A 16,822-nucleotide genomic window follows, 5' to 3' on the forward strand; every position below is an offset into this window, starting at 1 on the left:
GGTCAGCGGTAGAGGGAGCCGGTGTTGACCACTGGCTGCACGTCGCGGTCACCGCAGAGGACGACGAGCAGGTTGCTGACCATCGTGGCCTTGCGCTCCTCGTCCAGTTCGATCACGTCGTGCTCGTCGAGCCGGGCAAGGGCGGCCTCCACCATGCCGACGGCGCCGTCCACGATCCGCTGGCGGGCGGCGACGACCGCTCCCGCCTGCTGACGCCGCAACATCGCCTGCGCGATCTCGGGGGCGTACGCCAGGCGGGTGATGCGCGACTCGATGACCTTGACGCCGGCCGACGCCACCCTGGTCTGGATCTCGGCCGACAGGCGTGCGGTGATCTCGTCGGCGTTCTGGCGCAAGGAGAGCATGTCGTCGTGTGCGTCGTACGGGTAGCTGCCGGCGATGTGCCGGACCGCGGTCTCCGTCTGGAACGCGACGAACTCCACGAAGTCGTCGACTTCGAAGACGGCCTTGGCCGTGTCCTCGACCTGCCACACCACCACTGCGGCCATCTCGATCGGGTTGCCGTCGGCGTCGTTGACCTTGGCTACGTCGGTCTCGTGGTTGCGGATCCGGGTCGAGACCCGGCGCTTCTGCGTGAAGGGGACCACGAACCGCAGGCCGGGGGTGCGGACCGTACCCATGTAGCGGCCGAGCAGCTGGACCACCCGCGCCTCGCCGGGCGCGACCGCGGTGAGCCCGGAGGCGAGGACGCAGGCCGCCAGGAAGAGCAGCACCGCAACGACCAGCAGGGCGACCCCGGCGCCGCTGCTGTGCTGGACCGTGACGATGATCCCCACCGGGATCAACACGATGAAGGCCAGCAGGCTCACCAGGACCAGCGTCAGCATCGGCCATCCCGCGGCCGCCCGTGCCGTCCGCTCGTCGATCTTCGGGGTCGGCATGTCGACGGAGATTTGTGTATCTGTCATGACTCCTCCTCAGGGTCTATCGAGAATCTAGCAAAGTGATATCACTTTTGCCAGAGGAGCCCCGTCGCTGTGAGAAGGAGGGTTGTCTTACCTGCTGGAGACGCGGGCGTGCATCGCCGACTTCACGGCCGGCCAGTCTGCGGCGACCACGGAGAACATCGCAGAGTCGCGCAACGTGCCCTCTTCGCCGGGCATCCACGAAGGCGACCAACTGTGCAGAACGCCTTCGAATCGTGTGCCGAGCCGTTCGATCGCGCGGCGTGACCGCATGTTGCGGGCGTCCGTCTTCAGGTCGACCCGGGCTACGCCGAGCGTCTCGAACGCGTACGTGAAGAGAAGGAACTTGGCCTCGGCGTTGATTCCGGTGCCCTGGGCCGACGCCGCGAGCCAGGTCCAGCCGATCTCGATGGCGCACAGGTCGTCCCGGCCCGGCCATGTGCGCGGATCCCAGAACGCGGTGCAGCCCACCGCCATCCCGTCCCGGACCCGCACCTGGGCGAACGGCGTCAGCCCTGCGCTTCTACGAGCGAACTGGCCTTCGATGTACGCCTCGATCTCGTCGGCACGGGGGACGAGGGTGAAGGCGTAGGAGGAACGGTCCTCCTCCGCGGCCCTGGCCAGATCCTGCGCGTGACGCATCGCGAGCGGCTCCAGCCGGACGAGTGATCCGGTGAGCACGGGCACATCAAGCGAGGCGGCCATGGGGGGACTCCTTCTCATCGTTCCTGGCGTTGGCACCTTGCCCGTGGGCAGGTTGCCGGACCGTCGCCGGGCCAGGTCCCTCGGATCCTCTGGATGAAACTCGGAGCAGTGATCCTCCCGCGGCCCGAAGATCGGCGTCAAACGGTCAGCCGGGGCCGATAACGTCGAGGCCATGCGGCTTCATGTGGGATGCGCGATGTGGACGCACACGCCGTGGCAGGGGCGTTTCCTGCCCCATCCGCTTCCTCCCGGTGAGCGTCTGCGGGCGTACGCGACCTGGTGCAACGCCGTCGAGGGCAACACGACGTTCTACGCGACGCCGGCGAAGAGCACCGTGGAGTCGTGGGCGGGGCAGACCGGCCCTGAGTTCCGGTTCGTGCTCAAGCTGCCCAAGCCGATCACGCATGAGCGCCGTCTTTCGGGCGCGGACGACCAACTCCGATCGTTCCTGGAGACGGTCGAACCGCTCGGGCCGCGCACGCACGCCCTGTGGATCCAGCTGCCCGGATCGTTCGGCCCTGCCGACCTGGGCGCGCTGGCGGGATTCCTCCGGGGGCTCCCCCGGTCGCACCGGTACGCCGTCGAGGTGCGCCATCGCGCGTTCTTCGACGACCCGCGAGCCGCGGGACTCCTCGAAAGGGTTCTCGCCGGCGTCGGCGCCGAGTGGATTCCGTTCGACACGGTCACCCTCTTCGAGAGCCCTCCGACCAGCGACGCCGAACGAGACGCGTGGACGAAGAAACCGCGCGTGCCGCGCCGGTCGTCCGCGCTCACCGACCGTCCGATCATCCGCTACCTCGGCCGGGACTCCGTGGAGCGCACGGTCGAAGGCTGGCGGCACTGGGTCGACGTGGCTGCCGGGTGGCTGCGCGAGGGCCGCTCGCCGACGGTGTTCGTCCACACCCCCGACAACGCCGACGCGCTGATGCTCGCCCGCCGTTTCCACGACGAGGTACGTGCACTACTGCCGGAGCTGGAGCCGCTGCCCGAGCCCATGTCCGCCGAGCCCGAATCGTCCGAGCTCACCCTCTTCTAGCCGCGCGTGGGGGCCCCGCCCGGCTCGCGCGGGGCGGGGCCGTACCGGCTGTCAGGCCGGCTCACCTGCACATGCGATGGAACCCTCTGTCGTAGCCGGTCATCCAGCCGCTCGCGAACTGGGTGGGTACCGCCCGCCGAAGATGCTTGCGGGGGGCGTAGCCGTGGCGGCAGTCGGTGCGGCCGTCCCGCATCCCCTGGGTGTAGCCCTCGCGATATCCCTGGTGGTACGGGTCGGGCGCAGTGATCGAGGACGGAGTCGAGGCCTGCGCCGTCTCGACGGCTCCGAGGCCGACGACGGAGATGAGCGCCGCTCCGAGCAGCATGAATCGCGCAGTGTTACGCATTGGGTCTCCTCCCGAACGGGGGCCACCCGCATGATCGTTGGATGGCGGCATGGCCAGTCCGAAACGGTCATATGCGATATTCCCGGCACTGTTCGCCGGAACTCCGCGCAGCACCACAAAGGTGGGAGCTCCAACAACGCGGTCACAGCAGACCGGCGTCAACGCACCTTCATGGCGACCAGTACCCGGTTGTCGGTTCCCAGCTTTGCGAAGATCCGTGTGACCGCCGCCGCGCCGCCGGCCGCCGGGCACATGACCGGCGGCGACGCCGTCCGGCTCGCCGTGTCTGCGCTCCTGTCGATCGTCGCGCCGATGGCAGCGGGCGTGTGGCGGGCGGTCCGCAAAGACGTGGCCTAGCGTGCCGACCGTACTTTCGGCTGGTCCGGTGCGAGCGCGCACCTCGTAGCCTGATCCGTGTGAATGTTCGCGCTGGGCGGACCGCGATCGCGGCCGACGCGGGGCTCGGCGTCGCGCTGGCGGTGGTGCTCGCCTTCTGGGCGTTCCTGATCGCCGACAGCTGGGGCGGCAGGTACTGGGGCTTCGACTTCGCGGCCGGGCTGGTGGTCGGGGCACTCGCACTCGTACGGCGGCGCGACCGCAGGCTGGCGGCGGCCGCCGGTCTGGTCGTGGCGGCCGCCTCCGTCGTCGTCGCCTGGCTTGCCCATCTGCCCGGGGAGCCCGGCCCCGCCATGGCCCTCGGCCTGTCGGTGCTCGTCGGCTCCGCGGTCAGAGTGCTTCCCGGCCGCTCGGCCGTGGCCGTCGCCGCCGGAGGGGTCGTGGTGGCGGCGGGCAGCCTGCTCACCGCCCACTCGTGGTCTGCTGGAGTCCCTGCCGTGATGGAGCTGAACGTCACGGGGTGGCTCGCCGCCCTCACAGCAGGGCTGCTTCTGCGGCTACTCGACGCGCACCGCCGTACGACCGCCGAGAAGGTGCGCCGCGATGAGCGCCTGGCACTGGCCAGGGAACTGCACGACGTCGTCGCCCACCACGTCACCGGCATCGTCGTCCAGGCACAGGCCGCCCAGATCGTCGCCCGCAGACACCCCGAGAAGCTGGCGGAGTCCCTGGCGGGCATCGAGGCCGCGGGGTCGGACGCGTTGTCGGCGATGCGCCGCGTCGTCGGCCTGCTACGCGACGCGGACGACGCGGCCTCCGTGACGGCGGGCCCCGAACGGCTCGCAGACCTGGTCGAACGTTTCCGCGGCCACGGCCCCGAGGTGCGCCTGAGCCAGCCCGGCGACGAGGACGAATCGTCGTGGCCTCCGGAGGTGACCAGCACCGTCTACCGGGTCGTCCAGGAGTCGCTGACCAACGTTTCCCGCCATGCCCGGCACGCCCGTTTGGTCACGGTCGCCGTCGCCCGCGACGGCCAGGCCGTCACGGTCGAGGTCGCCGACGACGCGCCGCCGGTCCCCGCCCGCGGTCACCATCGCGGCGGGTACGGCCTGGCCGGGATGCGCGAACGCGTCGAGGCGCTCGGCGGCACGTTGAGCGCGGGACCACGCGCGGAGGCAGGCTGGGCCGTGCTCGCCACGCTGCCCGTCATCACACGGGAGCGCCGGTGACCATAAGGGTGTTGCTGGCCGACGACCAGGCGATGGTGCGCGGAGGCCTGCGGCTGATTCTGGAAGACCAGCCCGACATCGAGGTGGTCGCGGAGGCCGCCGACGGCGCCGAGGCGGTCGACCTCGCGCGCCGGCTTCGCCCCGACGTATGCCTCGTGGACATCCGCATGCCCCGGCTCGACGGCATCGAGGTCACCCGCGCCCTTGCCGGCCCGGGCGTGCCCGATCCGCTTCGGGTGGTCGTCGTCACCACGTTCGACCTCGACGAATACGTCTACGGCGCGCTCCGCGGCGGTGCGGTCGGCTTCATCCTGAAAGACGCCGGCCCCGGGCTGCTCGTGGAGGCGGTGCGGGCGGCGACCGCGGGAGACGCCCTGATCTCGCCGTCGGTCACCCTGCGGCTGCTGCGCCGCCTGGCCTTCGCCGGAGCACCGGCCCCAGGCGCCCAGACGCGCCCGCTGTCGGAACGGGAGATCGAAGTCGTGCGGGCCATCGCCAGAGGCCGTACCAACCAGGAGATCGCCGCCGAGCTGTTCATCTCGCTGAGCACGGTCAAAAGCCACCTGTCCGGCATCCAGGCCAAGCTCGGCGTGCGCAACCGGGTTGAGATCGCCGCGTGGGCCTGGGAGAACCGCATCGTGGGGCCCGCCTGACGGCGGCCTGGCCGTCTGATCGACGTCGGCGGACATGCGAAAGCCCAGGCCACGATCGGTGGCCTGGGCTTCCTGATTGGCTCAGTGGGTGCCGGGGACGTCGTTCCTCAGGCCGCCCGGCTTGGGGTTCTGCCCAGGGTTCTGACCCGTGCCCTGACCCGTTCCTTGGCCGTTGCCCTGGCCGTTGTCCTGCCCGTTGCCGGCGCCGTCGCCGACCGGCGGGGTGTTCTGCTGGGGGGCGCACCCGGTGCCGCAACCGCCGAAGCGCGCGCTGTCGATCGGATGGAACTGCGACTCCGGAGTGTCCTTCAAGGCCTTGACCATGGTGTCTTTCCAGATGCGGCCGGAGATGTCGGCTCCGAAGACCTCGCCGTAGTAGTGGCCGCCGATGGTCACGCCCGCCAGCCTGTGCTTGGTCGCACCGCGAGGGTCGCCGAGGCTGACCGCGCCGGCGAGGTCGGGGGTGAACCCGGCGAACCACGCCGAGAAGAAGTCGTCGCTGGTGCCGGTCTTGCCCGCCGCGTCACGGCCGATGCCTCCGACCGCGCTCATCGTGCCCTGCGGGCCGAAGACGCCCGTCAGGATGTTCGCGGCGGCGTCGGCGACCGCCGGGTCGAGGGCCGCCTTGCACTTCGGCTGGTACGTCGTGGTCTTGCCGTTGCGGTCGGTGACCGAGGTGATGGCCTGCGGCGGGCAGTACTGACCCCGCGCGGCGATGGTGGCGTAGGCGGCGGCGACCGTCACCGGGTCCATCTCGTTGACGCCGAGCGTGAAGGTCTCGACTTGCTGCAGATCCCCGCCGTCGGCGCGCTGGATGCCCAGCGACCTGGCGGTCTTGACCACGTTGCAGAGGCCGACCTTCTGCTCCAGCGACACGAAGAAGGTGTTGACCGACTGCCAGGTGCCCGTCTGCAGCGTCTTGAACCCGCCCGATCCCTCGTCGTTCATGACGGTGTGGCTCGGGTCGCCGACGCTCTGGTCCTGGCAGTTCTTGAAGGCCGAATAGCTGGGCGCCTGGTATCCGGCGGGGCTCTGGATGCCGTCGTTGAGCTTCCAGCCCTGCTTGAGGGCGGTGAGCAGAGTGAACACCTTGAACGTCGAACCGGCCTGGAAGCCCGTGCCGCCGCCGTGTGCGGAGTTGGCGACGACGTTGTAGGAGATCTCCTTCTTCTTCGTGCTGGTGCCGTACTTGCGGCTGGCCGCCATCGCCTTGATCTGCCCGGTGCCCGGCTGGATGAGCGCTTCGGACGCGACCGGGTTGTCGGTGGCGAAGACACGCGCCTTGATGGCCTTGTCGGCCGCTGCCTGCATCTTCGGGTCGATCGTCGTCCTGATGGTCAGGCCGCCGCGCTTAAGGAACTGGTCGCGCTGATCGGCCGTCTTGCCGAACGCACTGAAAACGGGGTTGGTGAGGATGTCATCCCGCACGTACATGCAGAAGTAGGGGTACTTGCTGGCCTCGCACCCGCCGGGCAGCGGGGTGTTCTTGAAGCCGAGCGGCTTGGCCTTGGCCGCCGCGGCCTGCTGCGGCGTGATCTTCTTGAGCTCCGCCATGCGGTCGAGCACGGTGTTGCGCCGCTCCAGCAGCCGCTTCTGACTGGCCTTGCCCGCCGAGGGGTCGGTGTTGTTCGGCTGCTGCACGGCCCCGGCGAGCGTGGCCGCCTGGGCCAGGTTGAGCTTTTCGGCCGACACCCCGAAGAACCGCTTGGCCGCCGCCTGCACTCCGTTGGCCCCCGCCCCGAAGTAGGCGATGTTCAGGTACTTCCCCAGGATCTGGTCCTTGGTGTACTTCTGCTCCATGCCCATCGCGTACCGCAGCTCGTTGAGCTTGCGGCTATAGCTGGGCGCGAGCGCCTCATCCTGCTCGGCCTTCGTCGTGGCCTTGTTGAGCAGCACCTGCTTGACGTACTGCTGCGTGATGCTGGAGCCGCCCTGGGCCACCCCGCCCGAGGTCGCGTTCTTGACGAAGGCGCGGATCGTCCCCTCGATGTCGATCGGCCCGTGGTCGTAGAAGCGGTAGTCCTCGATCGAGATGATCGCCGTCTTCATGACGTCGGCGACCTTGTCGAGCGGCACACTCACCCGGTATTGGTCGTAGAACTGGGCGATCTGGTGGCCGTTCGCGTCCAGCACGGTGGACCGCTCAGGCAGCGGAGGCTCCTGGAGGTCCTCCGGCTTGATGTTCAGGTCGTTGGACGCGGTGAGGATTCCGACCCCTGCACCGCCCACCGCGGGCAGCGATATCGCTGCCACGACGATGCCCGCGGCGATCCCGAGTGTCAGAAGAAGCGCGATGGCTCGACCAACTCTTAACCCAATTGTCCCCCGTGTTGGCATGCACTCCAGGTTATTGGGCTTGAGTGGCTTATGTGACTATCTCGCCTGAACGTCCTCTGTGAGTAATCACATTGGCACGCTGTGCGTCACGACTGCTCCACGGCGAGCCGCAGGCCGAATCCGATCACGATCACTCCCGTGAGGCGGTCGAGGCCCCGCTTCACGGACGGCTTGCGCAACCAGCCGCGGACCAGGCCGGCGAAGCCGATGAGCAGGGTGCTCCACACCAGTCCCTCGCAGACGTGCACGCCCGCCAGCAGGAGACCCATCGCGGCGTGCGGCACGCCGTCCGGCATGAACTGCGGAAGCATCGCGACATAGAAGACGCCCACCTTCGGGTTCAGCAGGTTGGTCAGCAGGCCGCGGCGGAACGCCGGCCACCACCTCCCTCCTTCCGGGCTCTCCGGCTGTGGGGCGTCGTCGTCCGCGTCGCGCTTTGTGCGGAGCATCTGGACGCCCATCCAGACGAGGTAGGCGACGCCAGCCCAGCGCAGCACCTCGTAGGCGAGGTGCGAGGCGGCGAGCAGGGCCGACAGGCCGACCGACGTCAGCAGGCCCCAGGTCAGCGTTCCGATCTGGATGCCGAGCACGACGCCCCAGGCGGCCCTGCGGCCGGCGAGCAGTGACGTACGGAGAATCAGCGCCGTGTCGAGACCAGGCGTTATCGTGAGCAGGCCCACAACCAGGGCGAATGAAGCGATCGACGCGTAGACATCCACGTACGGCTACCGTAGCCGAACCCACCCGAATGCGGCATGACGGGTCAGGCTGTCTTGCGGGCCAGGAGATAGGCCTGCGGAACCTTCTCGTCCTCGCCGGGCTCTCGCAGCAGGCTGGCGAAGACGGTGAAACCGGCATCTCTGAGCAACTCGGAGATCAGGTCGGGGGACAGGCGGCGGAAGTCGAGCGACACCGCGTGGCCGAACGGCCGGTCCAGGTGCAGGGGCTCGTCTCCCACCTGGAAGGCGAGCAGCAGGTGCCCACCCGGTGCGAGCACCCGGTGAAACTCGGTGAGCACGGCGGGAAGTCGTTCCTGGGGCGTGTGGATGATCGAATACCATGCGACGGCGCCGGCCAGAGTCGCGTCCTGCACGTCCAGGTCGGTGATCGAACCCTCGTCGAACCGCAGGCCCGGCTGCGTACGGCGGGCCAGTTCGACCATCGCGGGCGACAGGTCGACGCCGAAGACGTCCAGCCCGAGGGCGTGCAGATGGGCGGTCACCCGGCCGGGGCCGCAGCCGAGGTCGGCCACCCGACCGGCCCCGCCGGCCAGCACGTGCTCGGCGAACGCGGCGATCATCGCACGGTCCAGCGGCTTGGGGAGGGCGTCCTTGAAGAGCTCGGCGTAGTCGACGGCGATGGCGTCATAGAACGCGCGGGTGGTCTGCAGATAGGCGGCTTCGGTCATGACCGAGCACAGTACGCCCAGCGCGTCAGGCGCACTATCCCGATCCGCCGGGCACTGTGAGGCCGGTCTCGTAGGCGGTGATGACCGCCTGCACGCGGTCGCGCAGCCCGAGCTTCGTCAGGACGTTGCTGACGTGCGTCTTGACGGTGTGCTCGCTGACCACCATGGCTGCGGCGATCTCCGCGTTCGACAGCCCGCGCGCGATCATCCGCAGCGTCTCCTGCTCCCGCCCGGTCAGTACGGCCAGGCGTTCGGAGGGCGGCACCGCGGGCCGGCCGGCCGCCATGGCGGTGAACTCGGCGATCAGCTTCCTGGTGACCGTGGGCGCGAGCAGCGATTCGCCGGCCGCGACCACCCGCACCGCATGCACGAGGTCGTCGCGGCGCACGTCCTTGAGCAGGAACCCGCTCGCGCCCGCGCGCAACGCGTCGAAGACGTAGTGGTCCAGGTCGAACGTCGTGAGCATGAGCACCCGGCAGTCGCTTTCCGCGCACACGATCCCCGCGGCCTCGATGCCGTCCATGGTGGGCATGCGGATGTCGAGGAGCAGCACGTCGGGCCGGTGTTCGCGGACGGCCGCGACCGCCTCTGCCCCGTCGGCCGCCTCGGCGACGACCTCGAAACCGGGCTGGGCCTCCAGGATCATGGTGAAACCGGCGCGGACCAGCTCCTGGTCGTCGGCGACGACGATTCGCACGGTCATGCCGACCCCGCCAGCGGGAGCCGTACGAGCACCTGGAAGCCTGGACCGTCGGCGCGCGGCCCTGCGGTCGCGGAGCCGCCCAGGGCGGCGGCCCGCTCGCGGATGCCGATGAGCCCGTTCTCGCCGGAGGGGAAGGCCGCGCCCGAGCCGCGGCCGTCGTCGGTGACGCTGATCATCAAATTGTCGTCCTGCCAGGTGAGCCGGAGGTCGGCGCGGGCGGCGCCGGAGTGCTTCACCACGTTGGTGAGCGCTTCCTGCGCCACCCGATAGGCGGCGACCTCGATGTCGGGAAGAAGCGGCCGGGGCTCGCCCGAGGCGGACAAGACCACGTCGAGCCCGTTGCCGGAGGCCTGGGCCGCCAGCGTGGCCAGGTCGTCGAGGGTGGGGCGGGGCGCGCGCGTTCCCGCGTCCTCCTTCAGGACGCTGAGGGTGCGGCGGAGCTGGACCATGGCGTCGCGCCCGGCGGTGGCGATCGCGTCGAAGGCCCGCTCGGCACGCGCCGGGTCGGTCCTGACCACGACGGGGCCCGCCTCGGCCTGCACCACCATGAGGCTGACGGCGTGGGCGAGTATGTCGTGCATGTCGCGGGCGATTCTGGCCCGTTCGCGTTCGGCGGCCCGCTCGGCCTCGACGTGGCGTTCCTGTTCCAGCCGGGCGGCGCGTTCCTCGAGTGCGACGGCGTACGCACGCGATGTGGCGGTGGCGCGGCCGATCGCGTAGGCGGCGACGAACAGCACGACGCCGCGCAACGCGGTGTCGGACGAGCCGACCAGGAGCAGGCCACCGGCGATGGTGACGACGAGCATCACCAGGCCGCGCACCCGCGGCGAGTAGACGGCGACGGTGTAGGTCGCGACGAGCCCGCCGTACCAGATCGGCTGCGCGGCGACCTGGCCGACGTAGTCGTAGAGGGCGGTCGCGCTGAGGGTGACCAGCAACGTGGTCACCGGCGCCCGTCGCCGCCAGACCAGCGGCAGGGCGGAGGCGACGACGATCACGTAGGCCCAGGGGCTCCACGGTCCGCCGTCGAGATTCGTGCGGGAGACGAGCGGCCACAACTGCACGACCATGACGAGTACGGCCAGTGCCGTGTCCAGCCAGAGCGGCGGCACGGTTCGCAACCGGCTGCGAACCGGAGCGAGAAGCGGCATGACGGACACGGCAGCCTATCTTCCTCGTCCGCCGGCCATCAGACGGAGACGGGCCTGGCCGTACGGGAGACCTGTCCGGCGAGGGGCGCGAAGGAGGCGAGCAGGCACAGGGCGCCGATCGGGATGAGGTCCTTGTCGACCAAGGGCAGCACGAGGTCGAGCAGGACCAGCAGGGGCGTCCACGCCTTGACCCGGCCCTGGGCGGCGAGCTGCACGACGATGGCGAGCTGGCCCACGTAGAACAGCAGCGGAACGCCGGTGTAGACGAGGATCAGGACGCCGGGCACCGACTGGATCCGCTCGAAGAGCTCGCCCATGTGCGCGTGGTCGGGCGACATGAAACCGACGACCATGTCGATGGTGAACTGCGTGATCAGAGCGGCGATGCCGAGGATCCCGGCCGTGGCGCTGACCGTGGACAGGGTGGTACGGCCCGCCATCCGCCGCATCTGCACGAAGGTGGACACGAACAGGAGCATGGCCGCCACGAAGGCGAGGTGACCGGTGGTCCAGGCGAGGCCGGGGCCTCGGCTGCCGTCGAGCCCGTCGAGGATCCGGATCACTCCGTACGCCAGCACGAGCAGGGGCGCGGCGACGAACGCGACGCGCGAGTTCAGGGAGGTTTCGCTCATGCCTCAATGCTGGATTTTTCCGGCCCTGAAGAAATCGCCGGAAGGAGTGAACTCCGGCCTCGCTCTCACGAGGGAGTGCGCGGCCGTCTGCGGTGCTTGCCCGGTCGCGTCTCCAGGTGGCGCGATAGGCGCTCGGCGTCACGCCCACCTTGCGGCTGAAGTGCTGCCGCAGGGAGTCGGCAGTGCCGAGGCCGGCACGGCGGCCACGTCCTACGCCGCTCGCCGAGGGTCTGAGTGGCACGTTTCCGCTCTAAAAGGCCGAAATAGGCTCAATATTCGCAAAACGGCATATCGCCCGCTCGAATCGCCTTCCGCGGGACGACTGACTCAGCCGGTGGAATTCCCTCCACATCGGGAAACATGGTTGACCAGCACGCTCATCACACCTTGACCGGTGGCTCCGTGAACACGATCGGGCGGCCTGGTCGAGGCGGGCTTGGCAAGGGCTCGCCTCGATCAATCTGAGCAGATTTATTCGTATCTGATGCTTGAAGTCCCCCTGTCGCCTGGGCATAGTGGACCAACCACAGGCGCATCAGCAGTGGCATGCATTACCAGGGGGGCGGCCAAGATCATGGCCGGTTTACGGCGTACTGATGTGCGCGGAATTGGACCTGATTGATGACCTCGCCTTCGCCGATTCGCACAAAGCTCCTGAGAATCCTCCTGCTTCCGTTGATCTCCATGATCATATTGTGGGGATTCGTCGCTTACTCCAGCGTCCAGGAGATCGCCGACGTCTCGCAGACCCAGGACCGCTGGGAGGCCATCGGATCGCCGGTGCTGCAGTTGATCGTCGAGCTTCAGCGGGAGCGTCAGCTCTCCGCTGCCGCGCCCCACGGCACCGGTGCCGACCAGGCCCTGGCGGAGCAGCGCCGGGTCACCGACGGCAAGGTGGAGCGCCTGCGCCAGGTGATCGGAACGGTCACCGAGGACGGCTCCGTCGAGACCCCTGACGCGGTGCGCACCCTGGTGGGAGCGCTGGACGGAGTGCATTACCTGCGCGAGTCCGCCGACGACGGCAGGCTCAACCCTCCGATCAAGATCATCGAGGGGTACAACAACCTCATCAGCCTCGCCAACCAGCAGTTCAGCGACCGCGACGCGCTGAGCGACGTGTCGTCCTACCGCGCAGTGCGCGGCATGTCCGCCTACAGCGCCACCGCCGAATACCTCGGGCGCGAGCATGCCGTGCTGACCAGCACGCTGGTGCGGCACAAGATGACCCCCACCGACCGGGCCTCGTTCGTGGCCGCGATGACCAGCCGCAGGCTCATCCTGGCCAACGCCGACCGTGACATGAGCCCCGACCTGCGCACGCACTACCAGACGCTCATGCAGAGCGACTCCTACCAGCGGCTCGTGTCCGTGGAGGACCGGCTCTTCGTGTGGGACACCAACGGCGCGCCGCCGGTGGACCCCGTCGAGTGGAAGAGCGACGCCGAGTACGTCCTCAACACGATCAACGCGGACACCCAGCGTGAGCTGACCCGGGCGGCCGCGGAGCAGCAGGCGCAGAAGACGTCGGCGTACTGGCGGATCGGCCTGGTCCTCGTTCTCGGGCTGGTCGCGGTGCTTCTGTCGCTCGCACTGTCCTACCGGTTCGGCCGGTCGATGATCGGGGAGCTGCGGCGGCTTCAGAGCTCGGCGGTGGAGCTCGCCGAGGAACGTCTGCCCCGCCTGGTCGAACGGCTGCGCAGAGGCGACGACGTCGATCCCGCCACCGAGGCGCCCGACCTGGCCCCCTCCGACACCGCCGAGGTCGACAGGGTCGTGCACGCCTTCTCCGCCGTACGGCGCACCGCCGTCGAGGCGGCCGTCGGCCAGGCCACGCTCCGCAAGGGCGTCGGCCAGGTCTTCCTCAACCTCGCCCGGCGCAACCAGGCGCTGCTGCACCGTCAGCTGAGCCTCCTCGACACGATGGAGCGCCGGGTCGACGAGCCGGAGACTCTGGAAGACCTCTTCAAGCTCGACCACCTGACCACGCGCATGCGGCGGCACGCCGAAAACCTGATCATCTTGTCCGACTCGGCCCCCGCCCGCATGTGGCGCGACCCGGTCCCGTTGTTCGACGTCGTGCGCAGCGCCGTACTCGAGGTCGAGGACTACACCCGCGTCACCGTGGCCCCCATGCAGAACGCCCCGCTCCTCGTGGGTGCGGCGGTCACCGACGTGATCCACCTCATCGCCGAGCTGGTGGAGAACGCCACGGTCTTCTCGCCGCCCGACACGACCATCCAGATCCGCAGCACGCTGGCCGCCAACGGGTTCGCCCTGGAGGTCGAGGACCGGGGACTCGGGATCAGCCAGGCCACCCTCGAACGGCTCAACGCCCGGCTGGTCGAGCCGCCCGAGTTCGACCTGGCCGACAGCGACCGGCTCGGCCTCTTCGTGGTGTCCCGGCTGGCGGCCCGCCACGGCATCAAGATCGTGCTGCGGCCGTCGCCGTACGACGGCACCACCGCGATCGTGTTGCTGCCGTTGAGCCTGCTCGCCTCCCCCGACTCGCCGTCCGCCGCGACCAGACCGCAGGAGCCCGTCTCGTTCACGCAGACGGCGCACCCGATTGGATCGCGTACGGCCTCGCACACCACGACGTCGCACGCCAGGACCTCGCATAGCACGACGTCGTATGACATGTGGTCGCGTCAGACGGTGGCGCGGAGCACGCTGCCCGACGACAGCCGGCCTGCGCGGGCGCTCAGCGCGGCGCCCGAACATCCGCCGGTCCGCGCCTCCGTCACTCAGGAGCAGAAGGAGTGGAACCCGTCCGTGCCCGGCGACGACGACCTGGACGGCCTGCCCATGCGGATTCCTCAGGCCAACCTGGCTCCCCAGCTCCGCGGTGTGCGCTCACGCGACCAGCAGGACGTCTCCTCACGATCTCCAGAAGAGCTCATGAAGCTGATGTCGGCCATGCAACGAGGCTGGCAGCACGGCCGTAGCCAGGTGGAGCAAGGTCAAGACGCGGCGAACCGAAAGGACGGACACCCCGATGCCCGACTCCAGAAATGAACTGAACTGGCTGCTCGACGACCTGACCCAGCGCATCCCCGCCATCCGGCACGCGATCGTGTTGTCCTCCGACGGGCTGGCCATGGGCGGCTCGCGTGGGCTGACCCGGGAGGACGCCGAGCACCTGTCGGCCATCTCGGCGGGCAGCCACAGCCTGGCGCAGGGAGCCGGGCGGCACTTCGGGCTCGGCGGCGTACGGCAGACGATCATCGAGTTGGAGGGCGGCTTCCTGTTCGTCACCGCGGCGGGGCAGGGCGCACGCCTGGCCGTACTGGCCGCGGGCGACGCCGAACTCGGCATGGTCACCTACGAGATGGCCCTCCTCGTCAAGAGGGTGGGCGAGCACCTGTCCACGCAGCCGAGGGGGTCGGCTCCCTCACCCGCCTGGAACGGCCCGGGCCGTGACAAGTGAGGACCCCGGGCCTCTGATCAGACTCTTCGGGCTGACCGGTGGCCGCGCGCGCCCGCAGGGAGAGGCCTTCGACCTGGTGGCCATCGTGACGACCATCGGCATGCCGTTCGAGCCGGCGGAACTGATCCCCGAGCACCTCGCCGTGCTGACGTTGTGCCGCAGGCCCACTCCCGTGGCCGACGTTGCGGTCCACCTCAAGCTGCCGCTCAACATCACCCGCGTGATCCTCGGAGATCTGCGCCGGGACGGCTTCGTGGCCATCGACCGCCCGAAACCGGCGGCACAGACGATCGACGAACGCATCTACAGGGAAGTGCTGCATGGGCTACGCAGCCTTTGAGGCCGCGACGGGCGAAGCCGCTTCGGCGCTGGCGATCAAGATCCTCATCGCGGGCGGCTTCGGGGTCGGCAAGACGACCATGGTCGGAGCGATCAGCGAGATCCGGCCGCTGCACACCGAGGAGCTGCTGAGCGACCGCGGCATCGGCGTGGACGACACGTCCGGAGTGGAGTCGAAGACCACGACGACCGTCGCCCTGGACTTCGGTCGCATCACCATCCGCGACGGCCTGTGGCTGTACCTGTTCGGCACCCCGGGGCAGGACCGGTTCTGGTTCATGTGGGACGAACTGTCCGTCGGCGCCCTGGGTGCGGTCGTGCTCGCCGACACCCGGCGCTTACAGGACTGCTTCCCGGCCGTGGACTATTTCGAGCAACGCGGCATTCCCTTCGTCGTCGCGGTCAACTGCTTCGACGGGGCCAAGCGGCACGAGCCGGAGAAGGTGCGGCGAGCCCTCGGCCTTGGCACGGCGACCCCGGTCCTGCTGACCGACGTGCGGGACCGCGCCTCGGTCAAGGAGGTGCTGACGACGCTCGTCACCTACGCGGTGGAGGGCGTGGTCACCGTCTGAGGGGCCCCGGCCGGGTGAGAGCGCGTACGGCCCAGCGCCTAGCATCGCTGGGGTGACCTCGGAAAAGCTTTATCTCGATCGCGTCCGCGCCTTGTCGTTCGGCTCGGTGGTCGAGGAGTACGACCGCTATCGCCCGCGATGCCCCGCTGCTCTGGTCGACGATCTCGTCGCGTTACGCCCGGCGGACGTGCTCGACGTCGCGTGCGGCACCGGCAAGGTCGCCGTCCCCCTCACCGAGCGGGGGCTGTCCGTGCTCGGCGTCGAGGTGGATGAGCGCATGGCCGGCGTGGCCAGGAGTCACGGGATCCCGGTGGAGATCGCGCCTTTCGAGAGCTGGGAAGACGCCGGCCGGCGATTCGACCTGATCACGTGCGGGAGCGCGTGGCACTGGATCGACCCCCTTCCAGGCGTCGCCAAGGCCGCCAGGCTCCTGCGTTCCGGCGGCACGATCGTCCGGTTCTGGACCTACAACTTCGTGGACGAGCCCTTCGCCTCCGCACTGGAGACCGTCTACAAGGAACACGCTCCGACGGCGTCCACCCACGCCCACGGCCCCGACAAGAAGATCGACGGAGACGACCCCTTCGCCGAGAGCCAGGAGTTCTCCTCGGTCGAGACGCGGACATACCACTGGGAGCGCACGCTGACCGCCGACGAATGGGTGGGATTGGCGGGCACGTTCAGCGACCACCAGCGGCTCGGGCCCGATCGTCTCGCCGTGCTCAACCAGGCGTTGCGGGAGACGATCGAGGTGTTCGGCGGGGCCGTCCACACCCGCGGCGAGGCGTATGCCATCTTCGCCCGCCGCGCCTAGGTGGCCCGTCGCGCCTGCCCGCCGCACCTAAGCGGTCCGTCGCGCAGCCCTGACGAGGTAGCCGGGTCGGCTTCCTGATGGGCGGTGGGGCGGCAGCCAAGGACCTTTTACGGGCCGTTCGCCCGTATTCCGCCTTGTTATGAGGGTGGGTCTCCGCTGTGGGGCGGTCCGGTGGTGGTCGTTCCGGTGGTGGGTGTTCGGCGGCGTC

General features: G+C 69.3%; 18 protein-coding genes and 1 riboswitch. Of the genes, 9 read left to right on the forward strand and 9 right to left on the reverse strand.

Going from position 1 to position 16,822, the window contains the following annotated elements; all coding sequences use genetic code 11:
* Nucleotides 1-2: 2 nt before the first annotated feature.
* Nucleotides 3-929, reverse strand: a complete 927-nt coding sequence (locus Pth03_RS31540; RefSeq protein ID WP_203948077.1) for an SPFH domain-containing protein — start codon at nucleotides 927-929, stop codon at nucleotides 3-5.
* Between the two features lie 87 nt (nucleotides 930-1,016).
* Entirely contained in the window at nucleotides 1,017-1,631 is a 615-nt protein-coding gene (locus Pth03_RS31545) for a GNAT family N-acetyltransferase (RefSeq protein WP_203948078.1), read from the reverse strand.
* Nucleotides 1,632-1,642: 11 nt separating this feature from the next.
* Nucleotides 1,643-1,731, reverse strand: a riboswitch (SAM riboswitch).
* 72 nt (nucleotides 1,732-1,803) lie between these two features.
* Here Pth03_RS31545 and Pth03_RS31550 point away from each other — a divergent pair.
* The gene (locus tag Pth03_RS31550) at nucleotides 1,804-2,667 is read left to right on the forward strand and encodes a DUF72 domain-containing protein (protein WP_239119503.1); all 864 of its coding nucleotides are present in this window, start codon (nucleotides 1,804-1,806) and stop codon (nucleotides 2,665-2,667) included.
* 61 nt (nucleotides 2,668-2,728) lie between these two features.
* On the opposite strand, the gene Pth03_RS31555 is transcribed toward Pth03_RS31550, so the two are convergent.
* Nucleotides 2,729-3,013, reverse strand: a complete 285-nt coding sequence (locus Pth03_RS31555; RefSeq protein WP_203948079.1) for a hypothetical protein — start codon at nucleotides 3,011-3,013, stop codon at nucleotides 2,729-2,731.
* Nucleotides 3,014-3,184: 171 nt separating this feature from the next.
* Between Pth03_RS31555 and Pth03_RS31560 the strand changes: the two genes are divergently transcribed.
* The 3 genes from Pth03_RS31560 to Pth03_RS31570 are packed head-to-tail and all read left to right on the forward strand — an operon-like array spanning nucleotide 3,185 to nucleotide 5,231.
* Nucleotides 3,185-3,370, forward strand: coding sequence for a hypothetical protein (locus tag Pth03_RS31560; RefSeq protein ID WP_203948080.1), 186 nt, complete (start codon nucleotides 3,185-3,187; stop codon nucleotides 3,368-3,370).
* Nucleotides 3,371-3,429: 59 nt separating this feature from the next.
* Nucleotides 3,430-4,578, forward strand: a complete 1,149-nt coding sequence (locus tag Pth03_RS31565) for a sensor histidine kinase (RefSeq protein ID WP_239119504.1) — start codon at nucleotides 3,430-3,432, stop codon at nucleotides 4,576-4,578.
* Complete coding sequence (locus tag Pth03_RS31570; protein WP_203948081.1) at nucleotides 4,575-5,231, forward strand: response regulator; 657 nt, start codon at nucleotides 4,575-4,577, stop codon at nucleotides 5,229-5,231. Before Pth03_RS31565 ends, Pth03_RS31570 begins: the two co-directional genes overlap by 4 nt.
* A gap of 81 nt (nucleotides 5,232-5,312) precedes the next feature.
* Here Pth03_RS31570 and Pth03_RS31575 read toward each other — a convergent pair whose 3' ends face one another.
* From Pth03_RS31575 to Pth03_RS31600, 6 genes are all read right to left on the reverse strand, one after another.
* Nucleotides 5,313-7,484, reverse strand: coding sequence for a transglycosylase domain-containing protein (locus Pth03_RS31575; RefSeq protein ID WP_308442396.1), 2,172 nt, complete (start codon nucleotides 7,482-7,484; stop codon nucleotides 5,313-5,315).
* A 170-nt stretch (nucleotides 7,485-7,654) separates the two neighbouring features.
* Nucleotides 7,655-8,287, reverse strand: coding sequence for a LysE family translocator (locus tag Pth03_RS31580; protein WP_203948083.1), 633 nt, complete (start codon nucleotides 8,285-8,287; stop codon nucleotides 7,655-7,657).
* Between the two features lie 44 nt (nucleotides 8,288-8,331).
* Nucleotides 8,332-8,976 carry a class I SAM-dependent DNA methyltransferase gene (locus Pth03_RS31585; protein ID WP_203948084.1) on the reverse strand — a complete coding sequence of 215 codons (645 nt, stop codon included), beginning with the start codon at nucleotides 8,974-8,976 and terminating at the stop codon, nucleotides 8,332-8,334.
* Nucleotides 8,977-9,010: 34 nt separating this feature from the next.
* Nucleotides 9,011-9,679 carry a response regulator gene (locus tag Pth03_RS31590; protein WP_203948085.1) on the reverse strand — a complete coding sequence of 223 codons (669 nt, stop codon included), beginning with the start codon at nucleotides 9,677-9,679 and terminating at the stop codon, nucleotides 9,011-9,013.
* Nucleotides 9,676-10,830: a sensor histidine kinase gene (locus Pth03_RS31595; protein ID WP_239119505.1), complete on the reverse strand. Its 1,155-nt coding sequence runs from the start codon at nucleotides 10,828-10,830 to the stop codon at nucleotides 9,676-9,678. The genes Pth03_RS31590 and Pth03_RS31595 overlap by 4 nt, the downstream gene beginning before the upstream one ends.
* A 38-nt stretch (nucleotides 10,831-10,868) precedes the next feature.
* Complete coding sequence (locus Pth03_RS31600) at nucleotides 10,869-11,462, reverse strand: hypothetical protein (RefSeq protein WP_239119506.1); 594 nt, start codon at nucleotides 11,460-11,462, stop codon at nucleotides 10,869-10,871.
* Nucleotides 11,463-12,146: 684 nt separating this feature from the next.
* Here Pth03_RS31600 and Pth03_RS31605 point away from each other — a divergent pair.
* The 5 genes from Pth03_RS31605 to Pth03_RS31625 are packed head-to-tail and all read left to right on the forward strand — an operon-like array spanning nucleotide 12,147 to nucleotide 16,614.
* Nucleotides 12,147-14,477, forward strand: a complete 2,331-nt coding sequence (locus Pth03_RS31605; RefSeq protein WP_203948087.1) for a sensor histidine kinase — start codon at nucleotides 12,147-12,149, stop codon at nucleotides 14,475-14,477.
* A complete protein-coding gene (locus Pth03_RS31610) occupies nucleotides 14,458-14,889 on the forward strand; it encodes a roadblock/LC7 domain-containing protein (protein WP_203948088.1) in 432 nt (143 codons plus the stop codon). The genes Pth03_RS31605 and Pth03_RS31610 overlap by 20 nt, the downstream gene beginning before the upstream one ends.
* Nucleotides 14,879-15,229: a DUF742 domain-containing protein gene (locus tag Pth03_RS31615; RefSeq protein ID WP_203948089.1), complete on the forward strand. Its 351-nt coding sequence runs from the start codon at nucleotides 14,879-14,881 to the stop codon at nucleotides 15,227-15,229. The genes Pth03_RS31610 and Pth03_RS31615 overlap by 11 nt, the downstream gene beginning before the upstream one ends.
* Complete coding sequence (locus Pth03_RS31620; RefSeq protein WP_203948090.1) at nucleotides 15,210-15,800, forward strand: GTP-binding protein; 591 nt, start codon at nucleotides 15,210-15,212, stop codon at nucleotides 15,798-15,800. Before Pth03_RS31615 ends, Pth03_RS31620 begins: the two co-directional genes overlap by 20 nt.
* 52 nt (nucleotides 15,801-15,852) lie before the next feature.
* Nucleotides 15,853-16,614, forward strand: a complete 762-nt coding sequence (locus Pth03_RS31625) for a class I SAM-dependent methyltransferase (RefSeq protein ID WP_203948091.1) — start codon at nucleotides 15,853-15,855, stop codon at nucleotides 16,612-16,614.
* Nucleotides 16,615-16,822 lie beyond the last annotated feature (208 nt).

The sequence above is a fragment of the Planotetraspora thailandica genome, assembly GCF_016863335.1.
Taxonomy (GTDB): Bacteria; Actinomycetota; Actinomycetes; order Streptosporangiales; family Streptosporangiaceae; genus Planotetraspora; species Planotetraspora thailandica.

Bases quoted from the DNA above. Each gene is read 5' to 3' on its own strand.
- Pth03_RS31545 (WP_203948078.1), bottom strand. From the start codon at position 1,631: ATGGCCGCCTCGCTTGATGTGCCCGTGCTCACCGGATCACTCGTCCGG.
- Pth03_RS31600 (WP_239119506.1), bottom strand. From the start codon at position 11,462: ATGAGCGAAACCTCCCTGAACTCGCGCGTCGCGTTCGTCGCCGCGCCC.
- Pth03_RS31590 (WP_203948085.1), bottom strand. From the start codon at position 9,679: ATGACCGTGCGAATCGTCGTCGCCGACGACCAGGAGCTGGTCCGCGCC.
- Pth03_RS31605 (WP_203948087.1), top strand. From the start codon at position 12,147: ATGATCATATTGTGGGGATTCGTCGCTTACTCCAGCGTCCAGGAGATC.
- Pth03_RS31595 (WP_239119505.1), bottom strand. From the start codon at position 10,830: ATGCCGCTTCTCGCTCCGGTTCGCAGCCGGTTGCGAACCGTGCCGCCG.
- Pth03_RS31540 (WP_203948077.1), bottom strand. From the start codon at position 929: ATGACAGATACACAAATCTCCGTCGACATGCCGACCCCGAAGATCGAC.
- Pth03_RS31585 (WP_203948084.1), bottom strand. From the start codon at position 8,976: ATGACCGAAGCCGCCTATCTGCAGACCACCCGCGCGTTCTATGACGCC.
- Pth03_RS31555 (WP_203948079.1), bottom strand. From the start codon at position 3,013: ATGCGTAACACTGCGCGATTCATGCTGCTCGGAGCGGCGCTCATCTCC.
- Pth03_RS31610 (WP_203948088.1), top strand. From the start codon at position 14,458: ATGCCCGACTCCAGAAATGAACTGAACTGGCTGCTCGACGACCTGACC.
- Pth03_RS31620 (WP_203948090.1), top strand. From the start codon at position 15,210: ATGGGCTACGCAGCCTTTGAGGCCGCGACGGGCGAAGCCGCTTCGGCG.
- Pth03_RS31550 (WP_239119503.1), top strand. From the start codon at position 1,804: ATGCGGCTTCATGTGGGATGCGCGATGTGGACGCACACGCCGTGGCAG.
- Pth03_RS31560 (WP_203948080.1), top strand. From the start codon at position 3,185: ATGGCGACCAGTACCCGGTTGTCGGTTCCCAGCTTTGCGAAGATCCGT.